At 60.5% G+C, this 24,824-nt stretch carries 19 protein-coding genes; 15 read left to right on the top strand and 4 right to left on the bottom strand.

Going from position 1 to position 24,824, the window contains the following annotated elements:
* The first annotated feature begins 147 nt into the window (after window positions 1–147).
* The 10 genes from IE123_RS01070 (at window position 148) to IE123_RS01025 (ending at window position 12,162) form a co-directional block, all read left to right on the top strand.
* Window positions 148–2,250, top strand: a complete 2,103-nt coding sequence (locus IE123_RS01070) for a methyl-accepting chemotaxis protein (protein WP_189514255.1) — start codon at window positions 148–150, stop codon at window positions 2,248–2,250.
* Window positions 2,251–2,270: 20 nt separating this feature from the next.
* The gene (locus tag IE123_RS01065) at window positions 2,271–3,773 is read left to right on the top strand and encodes a chemotaxis protein CheW (RefSeq protein WP_189514253.1); all 1,503 of its coding nucleotides are present in this window, start codon (window positions 2,271–2,273) and stop codon (window positions 3,771–3,773) included.
* A 112-nt stretch (window positions 3,774–3,885) separates the two neighbouring features.
* Entirely contained in the window at window positions 3,886–4,833 is a 948-nt protein-coding gene (gene corA / locus IE123_RS01060) for a magnesium/cobalt transporter CorA (RefSeq protein ID WP_189514251.1), read from the top strand.
* Window positions 4,834–4,875: 42 nt separating this feature from the next.
* Window positions 4,876–5,805 (top strand): 2-hydroxyacid dehydrogenase, encoded by a 930-nt coding sequence (locus IE123_RS01055; protein WP_189514249.1) that lies wholly within the window; start codon window positions 4,876–4,878, stop codon window positions 5,803–5,805.
* A gap of 69 nt (window positions 5,806–5,874) precedes the next feature.
* Entirely contained in the window at window positions 5,875–6,531 is a 657-nt protein-coding gene (locus IE123_RS01050) for a hypothetical protein (RefSeq protein WP_189514247.1), read from the top strand.
* Between the two features lie 66 nt (window positions 6,532–6,597).
* Window positions 6,598–7,482 carry an SMP-30/gluconolactonase/LRE family protein gene (locus IE123_RS01045; protein WP_189514245.1) on the top strand — a complete coding sequence of 295 codons (885 nt, stop codon included), beginning with the start codon at window positions 6,598–6,600 and terminating at the stop codon, window positions 7,480–7,482.
* A gap of 113 nt (window positions 7,483–7,595) precedes the next feature.
* Entirely contained in the window at window positions 7,596–8,351 is a 756-nt protein-coding gene (locus tag IE123_RS01040; protein ID WP_189514243.1) for a FadR/GntR family transcriptional regulator, read from the top strand.
* 200 nt (window positions 8,352–8,551) lie between these two features.
* Entirely contained in the window at window positions 8,552–10,027 is a 1,476-nt protein-coding gene (locus tag IE123_RS01035; RefSeq protein ID WP_308430176.1) for a sugar porter family MFS transporter, read from the top strand.
* Window positions 10,028–10,127: 100 nt separating this feature from the next.
* Window positions 10,128–11,183: an aldose epimerase family protein gene (locus tag IE123_RS01030; RefSeq protein ID WP_189514239.1), complete on the top strand. Its 1,056-nt coding sequence runs from the start codon at window positions 10,128–10,130 to the stop codon at window positions 11,181–11,183.
* A 58-nt stretch (window positions 11,184–11,241) separates the two neighbouring features.
* Entirely contained in the window at window positions 11,242–12,162 is a 921-nt protein-coding gene (locus IE123_RS01025; protein ID WP_189514237.1) for a Gfo/Idh/MocA family protein, read from the top strand.
* Window positions 12,163–12,293: 131 nt separating this feature from the next.
* Here the strand turns inward: IE123_RS01025 and IE123_RS01020 are convergent, their stop codons facing one another.
* Window positions 12,294–12,824 carry a gluconokinase gene (locus IE123_RS01020; protein WP_189514235.1) on the bottom strand — a complete coding sequence of 177 codons (531 nt, stop codon included), beginning with the start codon at window positions 12,822–12,824 and terminating at the stop codon, window positions 12,294–12,296.
* 217 nt (window positions 12,825–13,041) lie between these two features.
* Here IE123_RS01020 and IE123_RS01015 point away from each other — a divergent pair, with 217 nt between their 5' ends.
* The 3 genes from IE123_RS01015 to IE123_RS01005 all read left to right on the top strand — a co-directional run bounded on the left by IE123_RS01015 (window position 13,042) and on the right by IE123_RS01005 (window position 16,249).
* Window positions 13,042–14,442, top strand: a complete 1,401-nt coding sequence (locus IE123_RS01015; protein ID WP_189514233.1) for an ATP-binding protein — start codon at window positions 13,042–13,044, stop codon at window positions 14,440–14,442.
* Window positions 14,443–14,493: 51 nt separating this feature from the next.
* Window positions 14,494–15,195: a response regulator gene (locus tag IE123_RS01010; RefSeq protein ID WP_189514231.1), complete on the top strand. Its 702-nt coding sequence runs from the start codon at window positions 14,494–14,496 to the stop codon at window positions 15,193–15,195.
* Between the two features lie 100 nt (window positions 15,196–15,295).
* Complete coding sequence (locus IE123_RS01005) at window positions 15,296–16,249, top strand: hypothetical protein (RefSeq protein WP_189514228.1); 954 nt, start codon at window positions 15,296–15,298, stop codon at window positions 16,247–16,249.
* A gap of 45 nt (window positions 16,250–16,294) precedes the next feature.
* On the opposite strand, the gene IE123_RS01000 is transcribed toward IE123_RS01005, so the two are convergent.
* Window positions 16,295–16,867 (bottom strand): O-acetyl-ADP-ribose deacetylase, encoded by a 573-nt coding sequence (locus tag IE123_RS01000; RefSeq protein ID WP_229819507.1) that lies wholly within the window; start codon window positions 16,865–16,867, stop codon window positions 16,295–16,297.
* Between the two features lie 263 nt (window positions 16,868–17,130).
* On the opposite strand from IE123_RS01000, the gene IE123_RS00995 reads away from it, so the two are divergent.
* Window positions 17,131–19,200, top strand: a complete 2,070-nt coding sequence (locus IE123_RS00995; RefSeq protein ID WP_189514226.1) for a choline transporter — start codon at window positions 17,131–17,133, stop codon at window positions 19,198–19,200.
* Between the two features lie 175 nt (window positions 19,201–19,375).
* Window positions 19,376–21,337, top strand: coding sequence for a methyl-accepting chemotaxis protein (locus IE123_RS00990; protein WP_189514224.1), 1,962 nt, complete (start codon window positions 19,376–19,378; stop codon window positions 21,335–21,337).
* 73 nt (window positions 21,338–21,410) lie between these two features.
* Here IE123_RS00990 and IE123_RS00985 read toward each other — a convergent pair whose 3' ends face one another.
* Window positions 21,411–22,874: a sodium-dependent transporter gene (locus IE123_RS00985; protein ID WP_189514221.1), complete on the bottom strand. Its 1,464-nt coding sequence runs from the start codon at window positions 22,872–22,874 to the stop codon at window positions 21,411–21,413.
* A gap of 178 nt (window positions 22,875–23,052) precedes the next feature.
* Window positions 23,053–24,816: a PTS fructose-like transporter subunit IIB gene (locus IE123_RS00980; RefSeq protein WP_189514218.1), complete on the bottom strand. Its 1,764-nt coding sequence runs from the start codon at window positions 24,814–24,816 to the stop codon at window positions 23,053–23,055.
* Window positions 24,817–24,824: the final 8 nt, after the last annotated feature.

The following is a 24,824-nucleotide window of genomic DNA, read 5'->3' as shown; positions in this document are numbered from 1 at the left end:
AAACAGACATCGTAATAATCAATTTAAATTAAAGCGCGCTCATGGATATGTCGATATGGCGCTCAACAAGCGCACCCATCGTTACCCTGTTTCCATGCCGCCCTGATTGACAGGTAATCAGGACGTCTTCTTGAGAGATTGCCGTACATGAGCGACACACCCATCAGCAGGACCAGTCGGGAAGACTACCTTCGCGCCGCCATCGATCGCGCCCAGGCCGTCATCGAGTTCACGCCGGAAGGCATCATTCTCGATGCCAACGAAAACTTTCTGACCACGGTGGGCTATAGCCTCAAGGACATCCAGGGCAAGCATCACCGCATCTTCTGTGACCCCGAAGAGAGCGCCTCCTCCGAATATCGCGCCTTCTGGCAAAAGCTCGGACGCGGCGAGTTTGATGCCGGTGAATACCGCCGTATTGGCAACGATGGGCGCGAGATCTGGTTGCAGGCGACCTATAACCCCATCCTTGATGACAGCGGTATCCCCGTTCGAGTGATCAAGTTCGCCTCCGACATTACCGCGCAAAAGCAGCGTGATGCCGAGTTTGAAGGCAAGGTGGATGCGATCAGCCGGGCGCAGGCCGTGATTGAATTCGATTTACAGGGCAACATCCTGGCGGCCAACGACAACTTCTTGCAGGCTGTCGGTTACCGGGCAAGCGAAATCATCGGTGAGCATCACCGCATGTTCTGTGACGAAGCCCATGCCCGTACCAGCGAATACCGCGACTTCTGGCAGAGTCTGGCGCGTGGCGAGTTTGCCCACGGTGAATACAAGCGTTTTCGCAAGGATGGCAGCGAAATCTGGCTCTATGCGACCTACAATCCGATTCTTGATGCCGTGGGCCGGCCCTACAAGGTCATCAAGTTCGCCACCGACATTACCAAACGCAAGCTGACCAATGCCGAGTTTGAGGGCAAGGTCAATGCCATCAGCCGCGCCCAGGCCGTCATCGAGTTCGATCTCGAAGGCCATGTGCTTGATGCCAATGCGAATTTCCTGAGCACCATCGGCTATCGTCTTGACGACATTCGCGGCCAGCATCACCGCATGTTCTGTGATCCGGCCCATGTCAGCAGCGATGACTACCGCCACTTCTGGGATGAACTCAATCGCGGCAAGCCCATGAGCGGCGAATTCCGGCGTCTGGGGCGCGGTGGCCGGGAAGTGTGGCTGCAGGCCACCTATAACCCGATTCTTGATATGGATGGCCGTCCGTTCAAGGTGGTCAAGTTTGCCACCGATATCACCGCCAAAAAACGTGAGGCCGCCGAACTCGAAGGCCGCCTCAAGGCCATCGATCGCGCCCAGGCGGTGATCGAGTTTGACCTCAAGGGCAACATCCTGGCGGCCAATCGCAATTTTCTGCACACCATGGGTTACACCCAGGATGAAGTGCTGGGCCAGCATCACCGCATTTTCTGCAACGATGATTACGTCACCAGTACCGAGTACCGGGACTTCTGGCAAAAGCTTGGCAACGGTGAATATTTCAGTGGCCGTTTCTGTCGCCAGGGGAAATTTGGCCGGCGCGTCTGGATACAGGGCACCTATAACCCGATCTTTGATGCCAGCGGTCAGGTCTACAAGATCATCAAGTTTGCCACCGACATTACCGAGCAGGTCGCTCTTGAAGAGAGCATCAGGGATCAGGCGGCCTCAATGGGCAGTAGTATTAGCGACCTGAACACCTCCATTAATGCCATTGCCGAAAATGCGCAGCTGACACAGCAGCTGGCGCATACCACTCAGGAGGAAGCCCGTCACGGCAGCAACACTCTGGCCCGCTCGGTTGAGGTCATGGACGCCATTCGCAAGTCCTCCGAGGATGTTGATGCGATCGTCAAGGTGATCGGCGAGATCGCCAGCCAGACCAATCTGCTGGCCTTCAACGCCGCCATTGAAGCGGCCCGTGCCGGCGAACATGGCCTGGGCTTCTCGGTAGTCGCCGATGAGGTCAGAAAGCTGGCCGAAAAGTCCTCTGATGCCACGCGTCAGATCAATCGGCTGCTGGGCGAATCCACTCGCCGCATCGAAGAGGGCAATATCGTGTCCCGCGATGCCCAGACCTCCTTTGACAAGATTGTCGATGGCATCGAAAAGACCGGCAGCGCCGTGGACGAGATCACCCGGACCACCCGGGCCCAGCTCGACAACGCTGATCATGTGGCGCAGGCCATTCAAAAGCTCAATGCTGCCACGGCGCACGACAAGACACCTTCTTCCACCGATTCTCAGGGCCGCTGATCATGTCCCGGGCGCAAACCATGTCATCGGATGCCTTTGGCGTACTGGGCATTGGCCAGAGCAACGTGGCCCTGCCCACCGACGTCATGCGCGAAGTGGTGTCACTGCCCCATGCGTTGACGCCGGCCCCCATGGCACCGCCCTTCGCCCTGGGAGCATTCAGGCTGCGCGATGAACTGATCCCGGTGATAGATCTGGCACGCCTGCTGCAACTGGATGACAGCCAGGGAGCGCGTGAACGTGCCGACCAGGTGGCGATCGTGCGCTGGCAGGAGGGCCATTTTGGCCTGCGTGTAGATGCCGTTCACGGTATCGCACACGTATCGGCAGAACACATGCAACCACTGGACAGCGCTACATCAGAAGCGCCGCCCCTGACGCCGGCAGCCTTTACCGATGGCGACAGACTGGTATACGTGCTGGATATCGCCGCCCTGTTTGCGCTGCCAGGCATGATGCTGGCACGCGCCTCGCATCACGATAACGGTGATCAGCCGGGCACCCGGCAGGCTGCGGATCGAAAGATCAATACCGAACGCGCCCTGCTGATCGACTGTGGTGGCGTTCAACTGAGTCTGCCGGCGGCCATGGTTCGTGAGATCCAGCCCCTGCAGACAGTGTCAGCGCCGGTCATGGACGTGCCGGGCTTCATGGGCACCACAACGCTGCGCCGTCAGACGCTGGCGGTCTTTGATCCTCTGGCACTGGCAGGGCTTGATGATCGCCCCCCGCCGAAAGGCCGATTGATGGTCGTGGTCGCCGTACGCGAACAGCCTCTGGCGCTGTGCGTGGATCAGGTGATCCGCATGATGGCCTACAACCCTGATGACGTCATGCCACTGATCGAATCCCATGACAATCCCGAAGCCACCATCTCGGGCATGATCAACCACCCGCAGCTGGGCGAGTCGCTGCTGGTGGACGCCACCCGCTTTGCACGCGATGCCGATACGCTGACGCTGGCAGCGATGTATATCGCCCGGGAAGGCCACACCGCCCGGGGGGAAGTGCCCTATCGTCGCTTTGCGTTTGTGCATTTTGATGCCTTTGGACAGTTTGTCACCCCGCTGGAACAGCTCAGTGAAGTCATCGCCATGCCGGAGGATTTCACGCCCAGTTCTCGTGCCGATGAGGGCTGGACAGGCACGATGGCGCATCGCGACCAGGCGGTCTCGCTGATCGATCTGCGTCAGCTCTTGAATACACCCCATGACACGCCGGCCACGGATGTTCTGATCGTGGACCGCGGCGAGTATCGGGTCGGATTCATGATCGATAACGCGCGCCATATCGAGTATCTCGATGCCCCGGCGGACAGCCTGATCATTCGCTGGCGCGGCGAGCAGGAAACCGGCACGCCACCCATCGAGCAGTGCAAGCGCCTGGTGGTGGTAGGCACCGGAGCCACCAAGAAAGTCCTGTCAGTGCTGTGTCTTGAGACACTGGCCGCGCTGCTGGTTGATATCAACGTGCCCCATCACTGCAGCATGATCGATTCGGCCGCATCTGCGCTGCCCGCCTGAGGACAGAGGACCTTCGCCCGGGGAATCATGGCCCGGGCCTTGTTAAAGTCTTTGGCAATGGCACTCCGCTCTGGGATCATGAGGACCATTTATACCGCGTTGGAATGCCACCATGATCAGGACCTACAGCCTTGCGCAGCAGACCATTCACGAACTGGCCGACGACGCGCTTGACGAGCGTTTGTGGCAGGCCACCTGGATCGATGCTCAGGAACCCAGTGAAAGCGAACGCCAGGCTCTGGCCCCCTTTCTTGCCGAAGAACTGCCCGGCAGCACTGACGTCGAGGAGATTGAATCCTCGGCGCGCTATTTTGCCGACGCCGATGGCCTCCACGTCCACTCCCTGTTTCTGACTCGCAACGAAGGCAAGCACCAGAACACCACGGTGGCCTTCATTCTCCAGCCCCAGCGGCTTTTGAGCCTGCGTGAGGAGGATCTGGCCGATTTCAGGCTGCTGCGCCTGCGGGCGCGTCGCGGCCAGATCGAGGCCGGTTCGCCCCAGGAGCTGATGGTGACCATCTTTGAACAAAAGGTGGAGAATCTGGCCGACAGCGTCGAGGACATGCACCGCGATCTCGAGCAGGTCAGCCATCAGGTGCTGGAGGTCGAGGACTCGGATCTCGAGGATGCCATCGACCGGCTGGCCAAGGTCGAGGACAGCGTCGGCAAGATCCGCCTGTGCCTGATGGATACCCAGCGCTCGCTGCATTTTCTGCTGCGTCACCTGCGTCGCCACCCGGAGCTTCAGGAACAGGCCCGCGAAGTGCTCCAGGACGTGGACGCGCTGATGTCGCACAACACCTTTTTGTCCGACAAGGTCAACTTCCTGATGGACACGACCCAGGGCTTTATCAACATCCAGCAAAACCAGATCATCAAGATCTTCTCGATCGCTGCAGTGGTCTTTCTGCCCCCCACCATGATCGCCAGCATCTACGGCATGAACTTTGATGTCATGCCGGAGCTGCACTGGCCACTGGGCTACCCTTTTGCCATCGGCATCATGATCCTGTCGGGCATCTCGCCCTATCTTTACTTCAAGCATCGCGGCTGGCTCTGATTCATCGATGCTGGCTGGTCGGCACGCACAAGGGGAGACGATATGCGCATTCTGATTCATGCCCCCGAGGCACAGCGCTGGCAAAGAGCGCTGAGGCGTGAACTGCGCCCGGTGCTGCCCGGGGCGGAGATTGTGACCACGCAGGAGGCCGGCGAAGGCCCGGCCGACATTCTCGTGGTCTGGAAGCCGCCGGCCTCGCTGCTGGCGTGCCAGGATTCATCGCTCAAGGCGATCCTCAACGCCGGTGCCGGGGTGGATGCCCTGCTGAACCATCCCGAGCTGCCCGATGTGCCCATCGCTCGACTGCGCGATGCCGGCATGGGCCAACTGATGGCCGACTACGCGCTCTACGGCATTCTGCATTTCTATCGGGACATGGATCGCTATCGCCACCAGCAGCTTGATACCCACTGGCAGGCGCAGCCGCTGGATGATCGCAGTGACTGGCGCATCGGAATCGTGGGTCTGGGAACGCTCGGGCAGGCCTGCGCACAGCGCATACGCGCCCAGGGGTTTGACGTACAGGGCTGGAGCCGCTCGGCAAAACACTGTGAAGGGATCGACACCCATCATGGCGATGCCGGGCTGACCACCCTTTTGAACACTTCCCGGGTCATCATCAATCTGCTGCCGGATACCCCCGGAACGCGTGGACTGCTCAACGAGCAGCGTCTCGGGCAACTGCCCGAGGGTGCTGTGGTCATCAATGTCGGGCGCGGCACCACGCTGGACCCGAATGCCCTGCTCACCCTCCTTGAGCGCGGGCATCTGCGCGGCGCCATGCTGGATGTTTTTCCCGACGAGCCACTGCCGGCGCACCACCCCCTCTGGCAGGACCCGCGCGTCATCGTAACGCCGCACATTGCAGCGCCTACTGATGTCAGTGAGGGCGCCCGACAGTTCGCCGCCGATATTCTGGCGCTGACGCGCGGTGACCATATCGACACCGTTGACCCCGCCACGGGTTACTGATGCCCGAGCCCGGTCAAATACGCGCTGTCCCTTGCTGACAGGACCCACCCCCTACTGACAGGAGACGTCATGCTTCGTGCAGGTATTGTTCTGACGGCCCTGATGCTGTCCACCTCGCTTCAGGCGCAGGAGGTTCATCCCTTCGAGGCCCGTTACCATCTCACCATTGATGGCTGGCCAAACGCCGACATGACCCATCAGCTTGAGCGTGATGAGGATGGCTGGCGCGCCACCATGCACGCCTCGATCAAGATTGCGACCGGCTACGAATACAGCCGCTTTCACCTTCGCGGTGACACCGCTGTCGCGCCCTGGAGCTTTTACAGCCGCTACCGCCTGTTCGGCTTTGGCGATACCTACCGGTTGGATGAAAAACAGCTTTCAAGCCTGCCTGACCGACAGGCGGCGCTGTTTGCCCTCAGCCGTGAGGCATTTGACGCCCCTGCATGCCGCGGCCGTAATGCCACTCCCTGCACGTTTACCTACATTGATCATAAAGAGCGTGAACATGACATGGCCTGGCGGGTCATTGATGACCCGGAAATGCCGGTCCCGCAGGGTCGCTGGCAGACGCGCCATGTGGAAGCCTGGGATGAGGACAAGCCCGACCGACGCCTGCATTTTTATTTCACGTCACGCTACCCGGGCCTTCTCGTACAGACGGACTATTTCCGCGATGGCACACTGAGTGCACGGCTACAGCTGACCGGGCTGGAGGCACCATAGGCGTCGCCGATAGGCATTTAGCGCTTATCGGATCATCACATCCAACACTGAAACCAAGGAGGGAACATGCTGGAACCCCATTTGACACTGACCATGGCGCTGGGCGAAGGGCCCCACTGGGACGGCCATCAGCAGCGTCTTCACTGGGTCGACATTCTGGGCGGTGAGCTGCATCAGCTTGATCCCGACAACAACCAGCACCAGGTCTGGCGCTTTGATGAGCCGCTGGCCTACGCCGTTCCCGATGAAAATGGCGGCTATCTGGCCGCCTTTCGCTCCGGGCTCTGGCACCTGGACGACCAGGGCAACAAGCAGCACCATCTTGTGGAAGGCCCTCAGGACCCGGCCGTCAGCTGGTGTAACGATGGCCACTGCGATGCCCACGGCCGGCTGTGGATAGGGACCAAGAACGCCGAAGAACAGCATCCCACGGCAGCCCTTTTCAGCCATGATGGACAAACGCGCCAGCATGTTGACGGCGTGACCATCTCCAACGGCCTCGCGATCAGCCCGGATAACCGCTGGCTTTATTTCAGCGACACACCCACCCACCATATCTACCGCTATCCGCTGGATATCGAGCAGGGCACGCTGGGCACGCCCGAGCTTTTTGCCGACACCCGGGCGCTTGCCCTGCCCGGCTCCCCGGATGGCGCTGCCATTGATGAGGCCGGCCACTACTGGGTGGCGATGTACGGCGGCGGTGTCGTGGTGCACCTTGATGATCGTGGCAACGTGGTGGAGACCGTGCCGCTGCTGGCCCCCAATCCGACCAAGGTGACCTTTGGCGACAGCGACCTTCGCACCCTTTATGTCACCTGTGCCCGTCAGGGACTGGAGCAATCCACCCTGGATCAGTATCCCGATGCCGGCTCGCTCTTTTCCATGCGCGTGGAGACACCGGGCCTGCCCGGCCACCGCTATCGAGACATGCGCCACGCGGCAACCTGAACCGTAATACGACCCGCGCCACGCTCCGCCCTCGATACGATAGTGGCGTATCGGGGGCGCCAGCGCCGGATATGGTATTTTTTATTATCGACGCTGCCGCCACCGAGAATCGCATGAAAGAGACCACTGCCCATGACACGCACCATGTGGCCGACCAGCTGATCAAGGAGATCCTTGACGGGCACTATCAGCCGGGCGATTTCATTCCCAAGGAACTCGATATCTGTCGACAGTCCGGTCTGAGCCGCAACGTGGTGCGCCGCCATCTGGCAACGCTGGTCAACGGTGGCATCATCGAGCGCATTTCCGGCTACGGCTCCCGCGTGCGCGAATTTTCCCAGTGGCACATTCTGGATCCTGCCGTGACGGACTGGATCACCCGCTTTGCCGGCCCGCATCTGGAGATTCAGCGCGAGATTTTAAGCTTTCGCCTGACAGTCGAGCCCTGGGTGGCGATGATGGCGGCCACCAGCGCCACGGCCCGGGATCTGGTGGCCATCGAAGAAGCGTTTGAGGGCATGCGTCGCCACCATCTGGATAAAGACACTACCCAGCATGATCACTGCGATGTCTCCTTTCACGTGGCCATCTACTACGCCACCCATAATATCGTCTGGTCCCAGCTGTCCCACGTGCTGCGTCCGTCCATTCACCTGCTGGTATCCCAGAGCAATACGCGCACGCTGGACCCGACCCACAGCCTTCAAAGCCATCACCGGCTCATGGACGCCATTCGCATGCGCCAGCCCGATGAGGCCTGTCACTCGGCCACCGCCGTGCTGGAAGACACCGCCCGCGCGCTGAACATGGACATCACGCCGGCGCCGGTACCGCCTCACCTGCCTCTGAACGCCCAAAGCGTCGACTGATCCTGACCCGGCCGGGCACATCTGCCATCTGCCTGTGCCGTTCAGGCCATTTCCTGTCTGACCCTGCTGCCTGAAACAGGGCTTGGAGGCCGACCGGGATCTGCCATCAGGTCATGCCCTGCGCCCTGGACCAAGGTCGAAACGGCCAAAGTCTATGTTGAGCATTGAGGTTAAATGTTCAACATATATCCCCGACATTCATGCATCCATGTGCCCTGCACGCAGAACCTCCTTCGGGGAAGGCAATGAAGACATCCATGACAGCAGCGTCATATGAGCGCCATGCCACACCGGCGCGCCCGTCGGCGTCGACCATCTACATGATTGGCGGCGTTGCAGCGCTGGCCGGCCTGCTCTTTGGCATGGACATCGGGGTCATTTCCGGCGCCCTGCCCTTTATCGAGAAGGACTTTGGCGTCAGTGACCGCCAGCAGGAGATCATCGTCAGCATCATGATGCTGGGCGCCGCGCTGGGCGCCTGCGCCAGTGGCAGCGTGTCACGCCGGCTGGGGCGCAAGGTGGCCCTTACGGCCAGCGGCATCGTGTTTATTGCAGGGGCGCTGCTTTCGGCGCTGGCCGTCTCGCCGGAGATGCTGATCGTGGCACGACTGGTGCTGGGCGTAGCCGTAGGCATTTCCTCCTATGTCGCCCCACTCTACCTCTCCGAGATTGCACCCGAGCACATTCGCGGCCGTCTGATCTCCTTTTACCAGCTGATGATCATGGGCGGCATTTTGCTGGCCTATCTGACCAACACCCTGTTCAGCTATTCGGGCAACTGGCGCGCGATGCTGGGCATCATCGCCATTCCCGGCGTGCTTTTACTGCTTGGAATGTTCTTTCTGCCCCGCAGCCCGCGCTGGCTGGCAAGCTGCGGACGCTTTGATGAAGCCCGCAGGGTCCTGATGCGCCTGCGCGGCCATGACGACAAGAGCGTCGATGAGGAAATGTCACGCATTCGCGACAGCCTGAAGGTAGGAGAGTCGGGCTGGAAGCTTTTCAAGCGCAATGCCAATTTCCGGCGCTCGACCGGTCTTGGGATCACATTGCAATTCATGCAGCAGTTCACCGGTGCCAATGTCATCCTGTATTACGCCCCGCGCATTCTGGAAATGGCCGGCTTTGACAGTGCCAGCGAACAGCTCTGGGGCACGGTCGTGATTGGTCTTGTCATGACACTGGCCACCCTGATTGCCGTCGGTCTGGTCGACCGTGCCGGGCGCAAGCCGCTGCTTTATATCGGCTTTACCATCATGGGCCTTTGCATGCTGGCACTGGGCACCCTGTTTGAATACGGCCTTGAGGGTGCGCTGACCCAGTATCTGGCGCTGGGGCTTTTGGGAACGTTTGTCGTCAGCTACGCCATGTCGGCCGCGCCCATGGTCTGGATCCTGTGCTCCGAGATTCAGCCGCTCAAGGGGCGCGACTTTGGTGTGGCCTGCTCCACGGTGACCAACTGGGTGGCCAACATGATCATCGGTGCCACCTTCCTGACACTGATCAACGTGCTGGGCAACGCGATGACCTTCTGGCTCTACGCGGCGTTGAACCTTGCCTTCATTGCGGTGACGCTGTTGCTGGTCCCCGAAACACGCGGTGTCTCACTCGAGAAGATCGAGCGGTCGCTGATGGCCGGTCGCAGGCTTCGCCATATCGGCCGGCCGACACAGGGGTAGTCCATGCCTTCGATCTGCCCTGACGCGAGCACGGGTTCTATACTGGCTGCCACGATACCGGGTAGATCGCCCCTGACTTCAATCGACCATGGAGTGGCCCATGTCCTTGCACTGTGAACGCGACCGAATCGGTCAACACGATGACGGCGCCCCCTTTGAGCGCTTCAGGCTGCGCAACAGCGCCGGCATGCAGGTAGACATCATTGATTACGGCGCCACCATTACCTCGATACGCGTGCCGGATGCCGCCACCGGCGAGGCGGTCGATGTGGTGCTGGGATTTGATGATCCGGCGCAGTACCTCAAGCCGCATCCCTATTTCGGCGCGCTGGTAGGCCGCTATGCCAACCGCATTGGGCAGGCACGCCTTGAGCTTGATGGCCAGACATTTCACATCCCACCCAATGAGGGCCCCAATGCCCTGCATGGTGGTCCTGACGGCTTGAGCTTTCGACGCTTTGAAGGGACGCTTTTTGAAACACCCGACCGGGTGGGCGTGACACTTCACTACCAATCACCGGAAGGTGACATGGGATTTCCGGGCGCACTGGAGGTCGCAGTGCACTACAGCCTGGATGAGGACAATCAGCTCAGCATCGACTACGACGCGCAGAGCTCGAAACCGACCGTAGTGAGTCTGACCAATCACAGCTACTTCAATCTGCGTGGTGACGGTGACGTGCGCGACTACCGCTTTCAGTGCCACGCCAGCCACTACCTGGTGCTTGATGAGCAATCCATTCCCACCGGAGAAGTGGCTCCGGTGAGCAATACGCCCTATGACTTCCAGGCGCCTGCGCTGATCCGTGAGCGCGCGCGCATCGAAAGCGAGCAGCTCATGCGCGCCGGCGGTCATGACGTGGCGCTGGTGCTTGACCGGCCCGGTACCGACAGGCCTCAGGCGACGGTGATTGACCCTCAAAGCGGGCGCCGCCTTGAGGTCTTCACCGACCAGCCATCACTTCAGCTCTATACCGGCATCGGTCTGGATGGCAGTCTGAACGATGCCCGGGGCCGCCGGATCGAGGCCTTTACAGGACTGGCGCTGGAAGCCCAGCAGTTTCCCGATGCGCCCAACCATGCGCACTTTCCCTCGACCCGACTGGCACCCGGCGAGCATTATCGCCAGCACACCCGCTACCGGCTGACATTTTGATCATTGTGCGGCGTCGGCAGGTCCGGCCCGCTTTCACCCTTTGGACAGAGAGACTGTCATGACCACCATTGCCATCGCCGGCTTCGGCAAGATTGCAAAAGACCAGCATTTGCCGGCCCTGAGCGATAACCAGGATCTTGAGCTGATCGCCATTGCCAGTCGCAATGCCACGCTTGACGGCGTTGAAAACCACGAGGATCTCGCCTCACTCTTGTCCGCCCTGCCCGAACTTGACGCCGTGGCGCTTTGTACGCCGCCGCAGGTGCGTTACAGCCAGGCCGTGGCGGCCATCGAGGCCGGCAAGCATGTGCTGCTGGAAAAGCCGCCGGGCGTGAGTCTCAGTGAAGTCGAGGACTTGGTGCGGCGCGCCGAGCAAAAGGGCGTAACGCTCTACGCTACCTGGCATGCCCGTGAGGCCGCCGGGGTCGAGAAGGCTCGTGAATGGCTGTCGACGCGCCGCGTCACCCGGGTCGATATCCAGTGGCGCGAGGATGTACGCCAGTGGCATCCGGGCCAGCAGTGGGTGTGGGAGCCCGGCGGACTGGGCGTTTTTGATCCCGGCATCAATGCCCTGTCGATTGCCACGCACATTCTGCCCGAGGCCTTTTTCCTGCGTGAAGCCACGCTTGAAGTGCCGGAGAACTGCCAGTCGCCGATCGGCGCCACACTTGAATTCACCGATGTCCATGACACGCCCATCCACGCCGATTTTGACTGGCGCCAGACCGGCCCGCAGACCTGGCAGATCACGGTCGATACCGATGACGGTACGCTGGTGCTGGACAGCGGCGGCAGCCAGTTGAGCATCAACGGCGAACGCGTGGTGGATGGTGAGGACATCGAATATGCGGGGCTCTACCGACGCTTTGCCGAGCTGATCCGCGAAGGCCGCAGTGACGTGGACGTAGCGCCCTTCCGTCACGTGGCAGATGCCTTCCTGCTGGGACGGCGCCAGAGTGTCGAAGCCTTTGTCGAGTAAGGCGTTTCGATGACCCGATAACGCCTTTCAATGACAAGGGTTCCGGCAATGACAAGGGCCCCGGATGAGGATACTCATCCGGGGCCCTTTTTCATGTCGCGATCAAGGAAGGCGACGCCTGGCAAAAGCGACTAGTCGAGCGCCTCAAGCTCATTGACGCACTGATCGATGACGTTATCAAACGACTTCGAGATATCGATGCTGATCGCCTCATCACTTCCCGGCGGCTGCAGCGTATCAAACTGGGTTCGCAGCATCTGCGGCGAGAAGAAATGCTGGCGCTCTTCCATGCGCTGCAAAATGGTGTCGTAGTCGCCATTCAGAAAGAGAATGATCAGATCCGGATCACCCTGGCGCAGGACATCACGATAGGACTTCTTGAGTCCGGAACAGCCGATCATGACGCTTTTGTCTTCCCTGCGGTGCTGCGCATACAGATCCGCCAGCGCCTCCAGCCAGCCCTGACGGTCTTCATCGGTCAGCGAGATGCCCCTGGTCATCTTGTCGATGTTTTCCGGCGGATGGTACTTGTCACCGTCGATATACTCACAGCCTGTTCTTTCCGCCACCGCCTCACCGATGGTCGACTTGCCGGATCCGGAGACCCCCATGATCAGAATGCGTCGTGATTGCCGATGACGCTGATCGAACTGTTTTACCATGCCGGGTCTCTCTCATTACGGGGTAAGGGCGTCACTGCGCACGTTATCGCAACATTCTTGCAAAGGCATCATAGGGTTACAACCGAACCGTTGTCCCGTGGCGCCTTTCGCACACAAGACCTTGGTCCAGGAAGGACATCATTTTACTTCCATCATTTTTCCATTAATGACGAGCGCTGGCGCGTTAACATGATGTTTTTGCTCGTGTGAGGCATTCATGTTCAGTCGTCTGGGACTCAAGCTTCTTGGCGCGATCGTGCTGGTCAATGTGGTGCTCGGGGCGCTGATCTTTTTTGTGGCCGCGCGCGGCATCGATGATGATTTTCTCGGTTATCTGCGTCGCACCCAGGAGGCGCGTATCGATACCCTGAGCGAGACGTTGATAGAGGGCTATGCCCGTCACGGCAGCTGGAACTGGCTGGCCGAGGATCGCACGGCCTGGCGTGATGTGCTGCGTCTGACCCTGATGCCCCGCCTGCAGGACCCATCGTCTGCGCGCGCCGCGCCGGGGGGACTGCCGCCCCCGATGATTGACCCGCGCCAGTTTGTGCTGCGGGACACACGCGGACAGACCGTCATCGGTGGCTTTCATGCCGCCCGTAATGATATGCGCTACCGCGAACTCAAGCTTGATGGCGAGCCCATCGGGCAGCTGGGCTATCGCGCCCCGGATGGCATTATCACTTCGATCGACAAAATATTTCTGCACCGCCAGCTGCGTAATCTGGGCATCATTACCGGTGCCATGCTTCTGACCTCGCTGCTGCTGGCCTCTGGACTGGCATGGTGGCTGGGGCGTCGCATTCGCGACATGGCACAGGCCACACAGGCCATCGCCCACGGCGATTACACCCTGCGTCTGCGCGCCCGCGGCAAGGATGAGCTCTCGCGTCTTTCCAGCGATATCAACGCTCTCGCTCGGGGCCTTGAGCACAATCGGCAGTCGCGCCAGCAGTGGGTGGCCGATATCGCCCATGAGCTGCGCACGCCGCTGGCCATCCTGCGCGGTGAAATCGAGGCCATGCAGGATGGCGTGCGTGCTCTGGACCAGCGCAGCCTGCAATCGCTGGCCCAGGAAGTCTCGCACCTCAATCGCCTCATCGAGGACCTGCGGCTGCTGGCCCAGTCCGACGCCCATACGCTGGAAGCACCGCTTGAACACATTGATCTGAGCGCGCAGCTGCACCAGCAGCTTGAGGAGAGCCGGGAATGGCTGGCCGAACGGGGCATCATACTGACGCTTGATATCACCCCCCATCTCTTCATTCAGGGCGCGCCCCATCGACTGCGCCAGCTCTGGCACAACCTTCTGAGCAATACGCAGGCCTACACCAACGCCCCGGGGCTTTTGCATGTCACCCTCAAGCGTCAGGGTCACAAGGCTGTGGTGATCTGGGAAGACAGTGCCCCCGGGGTCGCCCCGGCACAGCAGCACCGCCTGACCGAGCGGCTTTTCAGAGTCGATGATTCAAGAAGCCGGCGCCACGGCGGCAGTGGACTGGGGCTTGCGATTGCCAGCGCCCTGGTACGCCTTCACGGCGCCCAAATGACACCGGCTCCCTCACCGCTGGGCGGGCTGCGCTGGCACATGAGCTTTGCCCTTGATGAAGGCACCTGATGATGACCACTGTTCTGCCCCCACCCGCAATCATCACGCAAAGGGATCGCCATGAATGACAACGTGCTGGTCGTTGAAGATGAAACCAAGATTGCCGATCTGTTGCGCGACTACCTGAGCAGCAGCGGATTTACGCCGCACTGTCTTGAACGTGGCGATGAGGTCATTGGCTGGCTCGAGGCGCGTGCGCCACATGAGCTGCCCGTCATGGTCCTGCTGGATCTCATGCTGCCGGGCCTTGATGGTCTGACGCTATGTCGCCGCTTGCGCGAGCGCTGGCCGAACATGGCCATCATCATGCTGACCGCCCGCGTCGAGGAAGTGGACCGATTGCTGGGGCTGGAGCTGGGTGCCGATGACTACATCTGCAAGCCCTTCTCGCCGCGTGAGGTGATTGCCCGCATGCGCGCCGTACTCAGACGCACGCAGGCAACATCGACAGCACCGTCCGCAGCCGAGCCGGCACCGCTGATACTTGATCGTGACGGCTGGCGAGCGCTGGCCGCCGGGCAGGACTTGGCGTTGACGGCCGTCGAATTTCAGCTGCTGGACGTCATGTTTAACGCCCCCGGACGCATCTTTTCGCGCGAGCAGTTGATGGATCACATGTACCGGGATCACCGTATCGTGTCCGAGCGGACCGTGGATTCCCACATCAAAAAGCTCAGAAAAAAGCTGGCCGATGTCTGGCCCGAAGGCGATGTCATTCACGCCGTGTATGGCGTGGGCTACAAGTACGAACCGCCGGTCTGATCAGCGGGTGGGTGATGTACGGCCGTTTTTCCTTATTGTCTGCACGTTTGCTGCATAAAGTACGGTGATACTGCTCCCATTCCACCAGGGAGATATCACCATGAAAAAATGGATGCTCGGCATGACCGCCGGTGCTGCATTGATGACAGCGCTCGGGGCCACCGCCGCCACACCACAGACCACTGATGGGCATGGCACGCCACGCGAGGCGATCTATCAGAGCTGGTCACTGAATGCGCAGCAGCAGGCGCAGATTGACAGCGCAGACAGGGCCTTTCGTGAACGCATGGACACTCTGTCACAGCAGACGTTTGATACCGACCAGGGACGACGCAAGGCCATGCGTGACGCCGTAAAGCAGCATCGTCAGGCCCTGAACGCCACGCTCGACGAGCGCCAGGTTCGAGTACTCAAGGCCCTTGATCAACGCGCCGCGCCCGGACATGCCAAAAAGGCGCTGATGACATCGCTTTTTGCCAGCTGGAAGCTTGATCAGACGCAGATCCAGGCCATTGATGACGCGCGTCAGGCCATGCGTCAGGACCTTCGTGCCCTGCGCCAGGACAGCACCGCCAAAGACAGCCGCGAAGGCCGTCGACAGGCCATGGATGAGATTGTCGAGCGTCAGCGGGCGCGCCTTTCAAGGGTATTGAGCCCGGAGCAGATTCACGTACTGGCCATGATGCGACATGTCGAACTGCGCGGTCCGATGGGCCGCCCCCCCATTGATCTGCACCAGGCCCTGATCGAGAGCTGGCAACTCGACCAAAGCCAGCTTGATGCCATCAAAAAGGCCCGGCAGACCTTTCACCAGCAGATGTCGCCATCGGACAAGCGGCACGGGGCGTCAGACAGTACCGGTGATTCTCGCCAGCAGCGGCAGGAAGCAGCACAGACGCTGGATCAGGCCCTTGCAGACGTTCTGAACCCGGCACAAATGGCTGCACTGAAAAGCATCACCCACTCTGGCAGGCACTCGATGGGACCAGGCCACCACGGTCAGCCCCCTCATACACCGTCATCGTCCGATGCCTCCGCGGCCGATCAGGGCTGACGAGCCACACTGAGCCTTTCGACACCCTGCCCCGGCGGGGTGTTTTTATATGCCCTGATCACGGTCGCGCTGATACCCCAGCCGGCTGGCCACGTTGCGAAAGGCTTCCAGGTCCTGGCGGCCAAAAAAGCACAGCGTGACGGTCAGCTCGCTGTGAGGTAGATGCTCGGCCATGACGCCCAGCACGACCTCGCAGGCCTGATCGAACGGATAACCATAAACACCGGTAGAAATTGCCGGAAAGGCAATGGTGTGCAGCCCCTGCTCACGTGCCAGCGTCAGAGAATTGCGATAGCAGCCTGCCAGTAACGCCGACTTGTCGATCGTTTTGGCATATACCGGCCCCACGGTGTGAATCACATAGCGTGCCGGCAATCCGAATCCCGGCGTCAGGGCTACCTCTCCGTCCGGCAATCCATCCGGCCACTGCTCCTGTCGAAGGGTCTGGCAGGCCGTTTTGAGTTCGGGGCCAGCGGCGCGATGAATGGCCCCATCTACCCCGCCGCCACCCATCAATGAATGATTCGCCGCATTGACGATGGCATCTACCTCAAGGGCAGTGATATCCCCCTGAATTACCCGCAGTCTGCCGCTCATGTAGGTCATGGCCGTGGTCATGGCGCCTCTCCTGAAGCCTTCAGTGAAAACAGATTCTCAGTATGGTCGATGGCCGCCGAATCCGGACAACGCTCTACCCCCTGCCATGGTCCAGGGAGGTGAAGACTTCCAGCGTGTCGGTTGAAGCTCTTCTATAAAGCATGTAGGTTGATTGAACAATCAATCAATAAAAACATGGATCAGCGCCCTCGTGATCCCGTTAATGCCCGGGGTCACGAGGGCGACGTTCATGAATTATCTGTCGCCGAAAGGAGAATCCTTCGATGAGCGTCAAACACATTGATATGGCCGAACAGCCACGCGATGGCCTGAACCCGATCGTCTTTTACGGATCAGCCCTTGGCATCGTGATGTTTTCCCTCTGGGGAATGTTTTTCACCGATACTGCCAACACCGTCATCTTTTCCGCGCTGGAATGGATCAGTAATACCTTTGGCTGGTACTACTTTCTGGCCGCGACCCTCTATCTGGGCTTCGTGATTTTTGTTGCCGCCTCCCGTTTTGGCAGTATCCGTCTGGGGCCGGAGCACTCGCGCCCGGAGTTCAGTCTGGGGTCGTGGGCCGCGATGCTGTTTGCTGCCGGTATCGGCATCGATCTGCTGTTTTTCTGCGTGGCAGAGCCTGTCACCCAGTTTCTGGCACCGCCTGTCGGGGAAGGCGGCACGCTGGAAGCTGCCCGTCAGGCCACGGTCTGGGGCATGTTCCACTACGGGGTCACCGGCTGGGGCATGTATGCGCTGATGGGCATGGCGCTGGCGTATTTCAGTTACCGCTACAATCTGCCGCTGACCATTCGCAGTGCGCTCTATCCGCTGTTCGGCCGACGCGTGGAGGGAGCCATCGGCCATACGGTGGATATCGCCGCGGTCATCGGAACGGTGTTCGGCATTGCCACCAGTCTGGGGATCGGCGTGGTACAGCTCAATTATGGGCTGAGCTATCTGTTTGATATTCCCGAAAACCTTGTCATTCAGGGCGGGCTGATTGCGCTGTCAGTGATTCTGGCCACCATCTCGGTGGTCTCCGGGGTCGACAAGGGCATCCGTCGCATCTCCGAGTTCAACGTACTGCTGGCAGTGGTGCTGCTGGCGTATGTGCTCATCGCCGGTAACACGGGATTTTTGCTCAATGCGCTGATCCTTAACGTGGGCGACTACGTCAATCGCTTCATGGGCATGACCCTCAATACCTTCGCCTTTGATCGCCCCACCGACTGGCTCAATACCTGGACGCTTTTTTTCTGGGCCTGGTGGGTGGCCTGGGCCCCCTTTGTCGGACTTTTTCTGGCACGCATCTCCCGCGGACGCACCATCCGTGAATTCGTGGTGGGCACCCTGACCATTCCCTTTGTCTTTACCCTGATGTGGATCTCGATTTTCGGCAACAGCGCGATCGACAGCATTCTGGGCGGCGCCACCGAGTTCGGCCAGATCGCCATGGCACATCCAGAGCAATCCATCTACGGACTGCTCGAGCAGTATCCGGGCGTACTCTGGACCGCCTCGCTGGCCACCCTGCTGGGCATGCTGTTTTACGTGACCTCGGCCGACTCCGGGGCGCTGGTACTGGGCAATTTCACCTCGCGTCTTTCCAGTGTGCACCACGATGCGCCCATCTGGCTGCGTGTCTTCTGGTCGGTCACGATCGGGCTTCTGACCCTGGCACTATTGATGGCCGGTGGGGTATCGGCGCTGCAGGGCATGGTGGTCATCATGGGGCTGCCCTTTTCGTTTGTGATCTTTTTTGTCATGGCGGGGCTTTATCGCTCCTTCAAGAGTGAGGCCTTCAAGGAGGACAGCCACCGGGCCAGCCTGGCCGGACGCCTGTCGAGCCGCACGGTGGTCAGCAGTGAGCGTGGACCGCGCAACTGGCGCCAGCGCCTGAATCGTGCCATGCATTTCCCCAGCCATCGCCAGGCCCGAGCCTTCATCAACAACACCGCCCGCCCGGCCATGGAAGCCGTGGCCCACGAGCTCTCCGAACAGGGGCTCAAGGCCGATGTCATCAAGGCTGAAGGCGAAGAGCTGCATCTGGAGCTGAACGTGACTCTGGGCAACGAGCAGAACTTCACCTATCAGATCTGGCCGCGCGCCTTCTCGATGCCCTCCTTTGCGCGTCGGGCCAACGAGACCCGCTCACGCTACTATCGCCTTGAGGTCTATCTGCTGGAGGGCAGCCAGGGCTACAACCTGATCGGTTTCAGCCGTGATCAGCTCATCAATGACATCCTGGATCAGTACGAACGCCACCTGCAGTTTCTGCACATGACGCGTGAGGCACCGGGTAACGGGGCCAACATCCCGGATGATCCGACCATGCCGCCCGCTCCCTGAAGTCACTTCCTGTCAGGTCCGGATACGTCGCTCACCCGAGCGACGTTTTTATGAGATCGCCTCCAGGAATAGGCCGCTTCTATAACTGCCATACCATCAAGGAAAGGCTGCTTTGGCCGTAAAAGGAGCATCTTGTTAGCGCCCTTATTAAATAAGCCTCTTATGGTATATGGACATGTTCAAAAGACTCACTCGTGGCAAGGAAGCACAGCTGGTACGCACGAGCAGTGAAAGGCTGGTACAGGACGCTGCCCCCCTTCGGGACGCCGCTCTCATCATGGGGTTTGTCTCTGCAAGCGTCGATATGGACCGGGTGCAGCGTACGCTCTCGGCACTGGCGCCACATGCAGAGCTTGCGCTGAGCCTGACCGCCGGTGAACTCTGCAGCCTGACCGGCGAGCCGCTTTATCTGCCGGCCGGTGGAGACACCATCGTGCTGCAGGGCTGGGGCAAGGCGCTGATAGAGTCGGTACACGTCGCGCGCGTGCCGCTGCATTGTGAGGATCTGCGCACCGGCCAGCCGATGATGGACATGGAGGAACGTGTCCGCCGCATTCGCCAGTCACTGGATCGACTACAGGTGCCCTTTGCGCTGGACCACCGGGATACAGTGGCCATTACGCTGGTCGATGGGCTATCCAACAGCGAAAACTTCCTGATGCGTGCCATTTATGAAAGTGCCCGCTTCCCGCTGGTCTTTATCGGTGGCTCCTCGGGTGGTCCGCTGGATTTCTCCCACACCCGGCTCGGCGATAAAAACGGCACCTTTGACAGCCACGCGCTGATTGTTTTCGTCAGGATTCGCAAGCCCTATCGCTACTCCATTTTCAAGACACAAAACTTCAAGGCGACCGGGACCCACTTCGTGGCTGGCGAGTGCCGCCCGGAGTTGCGCACCCTGCATAGCGTGATCGATGGCAAAAGCGGCCGGCTGATGGACTTCATCGGTGCGCTGTGTCGCCACTTTGACTGTGACGAAAGCCGTCTCGAGGAGCATCTCAAGCGCTATACCTTTGCCATTCGCATCAATGATGAGCTGTTTGTACGCTCGATTCTGAAATTTGATTTCGACAAGCGTCAGGCCCACTTCGCCTGCGATATCTCCTGTGGTGATGTACTGGAGCTGGTGGAATCCCAGCACTTCAGCGCCCGCACGGCCGAGGACTTTGCCCGCCACCATCAGGGCAAGGGCCGGCTGGTGGCCGGGCTGCTCAACGACTGCATCCTGCGAAGGCTTAACAACGGCGCCGAACTGGACCGGGTCAAGGCCTTTGATGGCCTGCCGGTCGGCGGCTTTTCCACCTTTGGCGAGCTTTTGGGCGTCAACGTCAACCAGACGCTGTCGATGCTGTTGATCTATCAGCCGGCAGCCGGTTTCAGCGACGACTACGTCGATCGCTTCCCGATTCGCTATGCCAGCTTCCAGGGCTATTTCAAGGAAGCTGAAATCAAGCGGCTGCAGATGATGAACAACATGAAGTCGCAGCTGATTCACAGCCTTGAGGACTACCGCCGGTTTACCGAAAACGTCATGAACGACTTCCCTCGTCTTCAGTCGTCGATGAGCACGTTCTCGACCATGATCGAGGACGTCACCGGACTGGTGAATCAGTTCTCAAGCGATATGGGCGAAAGCAGCCAGACCACCAGTGATATTGGTGACAGGATTGGCGCGCTCAATGACAGCGCCATTCAGGCCAAAAGCCTTTTGACCACCATCGGCGCCATTGCCCAGCAGACCAACCTGCTGGCACTCAATGCCGCCGTGGAGGCCGCTCGCGCCGGAGAACAGGGCCGCGGGTTTGCCGTGGTGGCCACCGAAGTACGCTCGCTGGCCGGGCGCACCCAGGAGAGCCTCAATCAGATCAGCGCGGTCATCAACCGTGTGCAGGGCTCGGTGGATGCGGTCAATACCCGCCTTGAAGCGATGACGCAGATGGTGGCGGCCTTCTCGCAACAGGGCATCAATCTGCAAAACACCATTGAGGCTTCCAGATCGCAGGCCTCGCACTCAAGCAACGATCTGGCGCGCATGCTGGCCAGTACCGCGCAGATTCATGAGCGCATGCAGGAGGACGCCGTCCATCTGGAAGATATTATCCGCCTGAGCCAGTACGCTGAGGGCCAGGTTGCCTGAACCGGGTCACATCAACAAAAGGGGGCGCCCTCAACGGGCGCCCCCTTTTTCTGCCGGCTGGTTCATTCCGGCGTCAGCGTGCGCCCTGTCGGCGCAGGCGCGGACTCAGCCACTCACCGATCACGACAAACAGCGCCAGTGCTGCTACCCCCCAGAACCATTGCGTGGAGACGTCCAGCGTCATGATGCCCAGCGCATCGATGAAGATCACCACAATCGCCAGCGGGCACACGTAGCGAATCATGAACAGCCACAGCGCATGCCCCATTCCTGACAGGCCCAGCTCATCGCGCAGCAGCCGGTCCTTGAGCACGAAGCCGGCCAGCAGCGCCAGCCCCAGTCCGCCCAGCGGCATTAAAAAGCGCGAGGTGAGATAGTCCAGCCAGTCAAAGAAGGTGCGCCCACCCAGCGTCCAGTCAGCGCCCAGATTGAACGACAGCATCGCCAGTGTGCTGACCAGCCACAGCACGATGCCCGTCCCCCAGGCCGCCCGGTTGCGTTTGAAGCCATGGCTTTCCACCAGCCAGGCAATCGTGGCCTCGATCATCGAGATGGACGAGGTCAGCGCCGCCATGGTCAGCATCACGAAAAAGATGACTTCCAGCAGCGTCCCCATGGGCATCTGTGCAAAGGCCAGCGGCAGGCTCATGAAGATCAGCCCGGGACCACTGGCCGGGTCCATGCCATTGGCGAAAATCACCGGGAAGATGGCAAGACCCGCCATCAGCGCCACCAGGGTGTCACAGATCGCCACCGTAAAGGTGGTGCGGACAATGGAGGCACCCGCCGGCAGATAGGCGCCGTACGCCATGATGGCCCCGGCGGCCAGTGACAGGGTAAAAAAGGCATGCCCCATGGCTGCCAGCAGCCCTTCCCCGGAGAGCTGGCCGAACTCGAAGGCAAACAGGAAATCCACCGCCTGCCCGAAGCCGCCGGAGAACATGCCAAAGCCGATCAGAATGGCCAGCATGACCACCATGCCCGGCATCATCCAGCGCACGCTGCGCTCGATGCCTTCCTGCACCCCCTTGCCCACGATCAGCATGGTGATCAATGTGACCAGCGTGCTCCAGAAGCCGAGATTGAGCGGATTTGCATTGTTGTCTTCAAAGATGGCCGCCATGCCCTCGACGCTATCGGCATTGAGCCCGCCCGAGATGGCCTTCCAGAGCCAGGACAGTGACCAGCCGGCCACCACCACATAAAAGCTCAGGATCATGAAGCCGCAGATCATCGACATCCAGCCCAGCGTCGCCCATCCCGAGGCACCGCCGGATTCAGCCACCACGCGCTTGACGGCCTCGACCGGGCTGCCACGTCCGCGCCGACCGAAGGCGATCTCGGCCATCATCAGCGGTACCCCGATGGCGGCAATACACAGCAGATAGACCAGCACAAAGGCGCCGCCGCCGTATTCACCGGTCATGTAGGGGAATTTCCAGATATTGCCAAGCCCTACGGCGGAGCCGGTCGCCGCCAGTACGAACCCCCAGCGTCCGGCCCAGAGCACACCGCCGGTGCCATTGTTTGTGGTCATGCGTGTCCCTATCGGTTATCGGCCTTGCGCGGCCCTCTTGTCGATCAGGAGCGCATTGTAATGGTCTCGCCCCCCTTTTGGCCCGAAACCACCAGGAATTTCCATCGATGCGCATAAAAAAGGGCCCCATCGGGGCCCTTTGATACTACTCACAGGGTGTCTTCATGCCATCACCGGCTCAAGCAGCGGTACCCTCGGGCACCTCGAGCTTTTGCTGCGCCGGTTTGAGCAGCGCATAGACACCGCCGATAAAGAGCGCGCCCACCGCGATCGAGAGCAGATAGAGCAGCGCCTGATTGACAGCACCCGGAATCAGCAGCACGAACAGACCGCCGTGCGGTGCCATCAGCTTGATCTGGAAATACATCGACAGCGCGCCGGTAATGGCCCCGCCCACGATCGAGATCGGGATGACGCGCAGCGGATCCTTGGCGGCAAAGGGAATCGCCCCTTCACTGATAAAGCAAAGTCCCAGTACAAAGGCCGCCTTGCCGCCATCACGTTCGGTCTCGGCAAACTTCGAGCGCGCCAGAAAGCTCGCAATCCCCATGCCGATTGCCGGCACCATCCCGGCCGCCATGATCGCCGCCATGGGTGCGTAGGTCTGGGTCGACAAAAGCCCAACGCCAAAGGTATAGGCCGCCTTGTTGATCGGTCCCCCCAGGTCCACACACATCATCGCGCCCAGCAAAAGCCCAAGCAGCACGGCATTGGTCGAGCCCATGTTGTTGAGGAAATCGGTCAGCGCCGACAGCATGCCGGCCACTGGCGTGCCGACCAGATAGATCATCACAAGCCCCGTCACCAGACTCGCCAGCAGCGGGATCACCAGAATCGGCTTGAGCGATTCAACGCTGGCCGGCAGTTTCAACTTCTGGGCAATCAGTTTGGCGGTATAGCCGGCCAGGAAACCGGCGATGATGCCGCCAATAAAGCCGGCGCCCAGGGTACTGGCCAGCATGCCGCCGATCATCCCCGGCGCAATGCCCGGACGATCCGCAATCGAATAGGCGATGTAGCCTGCCAGCACCGGCACCATCAGGGCAAAGGCCGTGCCACCACCGATCTGCATCAGCGCTGCGGCCAGCGTACCCTCTTCCTTGAACGCCTCGATACCGAACACGAACGACAGGGCGATACACAGGCCACCGGCGACCACCATCGGCAGCATGAAGGACACCCCGGTCAGCAGGTGCTTGTAGACACCCCGCTCCTTCATGCTCTTCTTGCGCTCGCCGCCACCGGCCGGTGCGCTGCCCTCGCTTTCCACCGCGGCGCCCGCCAGCGCATCGTTGATGGTCTGCTGCGACTTCTTGAGCGCCGTGCCGGTAGAGGTACGATAGATCGGCTTGCCGGCAAAGCGCTCATCATCGACCTCGATATCACAGGCCAGCAGCACGATATCGGCATCCCTGATCTCGTCATCGGTCAGCTGATTCTGCGCCCCGACCGACCCCTGCGTTTCGACCTTGATCTGATGACCCAGCGTACGCCCCGCCTCGGCCAGTGCCTCGGCGGCCATGAAGGTGTGGGCCACCCCGGTCGGACAGGCGGTCACGGCCACGATGCGCTTGACCTTGTTGCTTTCGGCAGCCGGTGCAGCACTGGCCTGCGTCTCGACGTCATCGCTGCCCTGCCAGGGGCTGGCCTGTTCGCGGGCCCGCGCCAGAAAGCCATCCGGGTCCGGCAGCGCGGCTTCCAGGCGTTCACGATAGAGCGGCTTGCCGGTAAAGCGTGACAGCGTGACGGACCGGCTGGCAGCCACGACCACCAGGTCGGCTGCGGCAATCTGCGCATCGCTGAGCGTGGTCTGGTCAAACTGGCCCTGCATTTCGACCGCTGTCTGCCAGCCCAGCCGGTGCGCGGCCTGCTCAAGCCGGCGCGCCGCCAGATAGGTCGTCGCCGTGCCGCTGGGGCAGGCCGTGACGATAACAATATTCATGCAAACCA

This window comes from Kushneria pakistanensis, assembly GCF_014652795.1.
Lineage (GTDB): Bacteria > Pseudomonadota > Gammaproteobacteria > Pseudomonadales > Halomonadaceae > Kushneria > Kushneria pakistanensis.
The sequence above is the reverse complement of the archived record's forward strand: the minus strand, read 5'-3'. Positions and strand labels throughout refer to the sequence as shown.

Excerpts from the sequence above, each read along its gene's own strand:
- IE123_RS01070 (WP_189514255.1), top strand. The coding sequence starts at position 148 with ATGAGCGACACACCCATCAGCAGGACCAGTCGGGAAGACTACCTTCGC.
- IE123_RS01065 (WP_189514253.1), top strand. The coding sequence starts at position 2,271 with ATGTCATCGGATGCCTTTGGCGTACTGGGCATTGGCCAGAGCAACGTG.
- corA (WP_189514251.1), top strand. The coding sequence starts at position 3,886 with ATGATCAGGACCTACAGCCTTGCGCAGCAGACCATTCACGAACTGGCC.
- IE123_RS01055 (WP_189514249.1), top strand. The coding sequence starts at position 4,876 with ATGCGCATTCTGATTCATGCCCCCGAGGCACAGCGCTGGCAAAGAGCG.
- IE123_RS01050 (WP_189514247.1), top strand. The coding sequence starts at position 5,875 with ATGCTTCGTGCAGGTATTGTTCTGACGGCCCTGATGCTGTCCACCTCG.
- IE123_RS01045 (WP_189514245.1), top strand. The coding sequence starts at position 6,598 with ATGCTGGAACCCCATTTGACACTGACCATGGCGCTGGGCGAAGGGCCC.
- IE123_RS01040 (WP_189514243.1), top strand. The coding sequence starts at position 7,596 with ATGAAAGAGACCACTGCCCATGACACGCACCATGTGGCCGACCAGCTG.
- IE123_RS01035 (WP_308430176.1), top strand. The coding sequence starts at position 8,552 with ATGCATCCATGTGCCCTGCACGCAGAACCTCCTTCGGGGAAGGCAATG.
- IE123_RS01030 (WP_189514239.1), top strand. The coding sequence starts at position 10,128 with ATGTCCTTGCACTGTGAACGCGACCGAATCGGTCAACACGATGACGGC.
- IE123_RS01025 (WP_189514237.1), top strand. The coding sequence starts at position 11,242 with ATGACCACCATTGCCATCGCCGGCTTCGGCAAGATTGCAAAAGACCAG.
- IE123_RS01020 (WP_189514235.1), bottom strand. The coding sequence starts at position 12,824 with ATGGTAAAACAGTTCGATCAGCGTCATCGGCAATCACGACGCATTCTG.
- IE123_RS01015 (WP_189514233.1), top strand. The coding sequence starts at position 13,042 with ATGTTCAGTCGTCTGGGACTCAAGCTTCTTGGCGCGATCGTGCTGGTC.
- IE123_RS01010 (WP_189514231.1), top strand. The coding sequence starts at position 14,494 with ATGAATGACAACGTGCTGGTCGTTGAAGATGAAACCAAGATTGCCGAT.
- IE123_RS01005 (WP_189514228.1), top strand. The coding sequence starts at position 15,296 with ATGAAAAAATGGATGCTCGGCATGACCGCCGGTGCTGCATTGATGACA.
- IE123_RS01000 (WP_229819507.1), bottom strand. The coding sequence starts at position 16,867 with ATGACCACGGCCATGACCTACATGAGCGGCAGACTGCGGGTAATTCAG.
- IE123_RS00995 (WP_189514226.1), top strand. The coding sequence starts at position 17,131 with ATGAGCGTCAAACACATTGATATGGCCGAACAGCCACGCGATGGCCTG.
- IE123_RS00990 (WP_189514224.1), top strand. The coding sequence starts at position 19,376 with ATGTTCAAAAGACTCACTCGTGGCAAGGAAGCACAGCTGGTACGCACG.
- IE123_RS00985 (WP_189514221.1), bottom strand. The coding sequence starts at position 22,874 with ATGACCACAAACAATGGCACCGGCGGTGTGCTCTGGGCCGGACGCTGG.
- IE123_RS00980 (WP_189514218.1), bottom strand. The coding sequence starts at position 24,816 with ATGAATATTGTTATCGTCACGGCCTGCCCCAGCGGCACGGCGACGACC.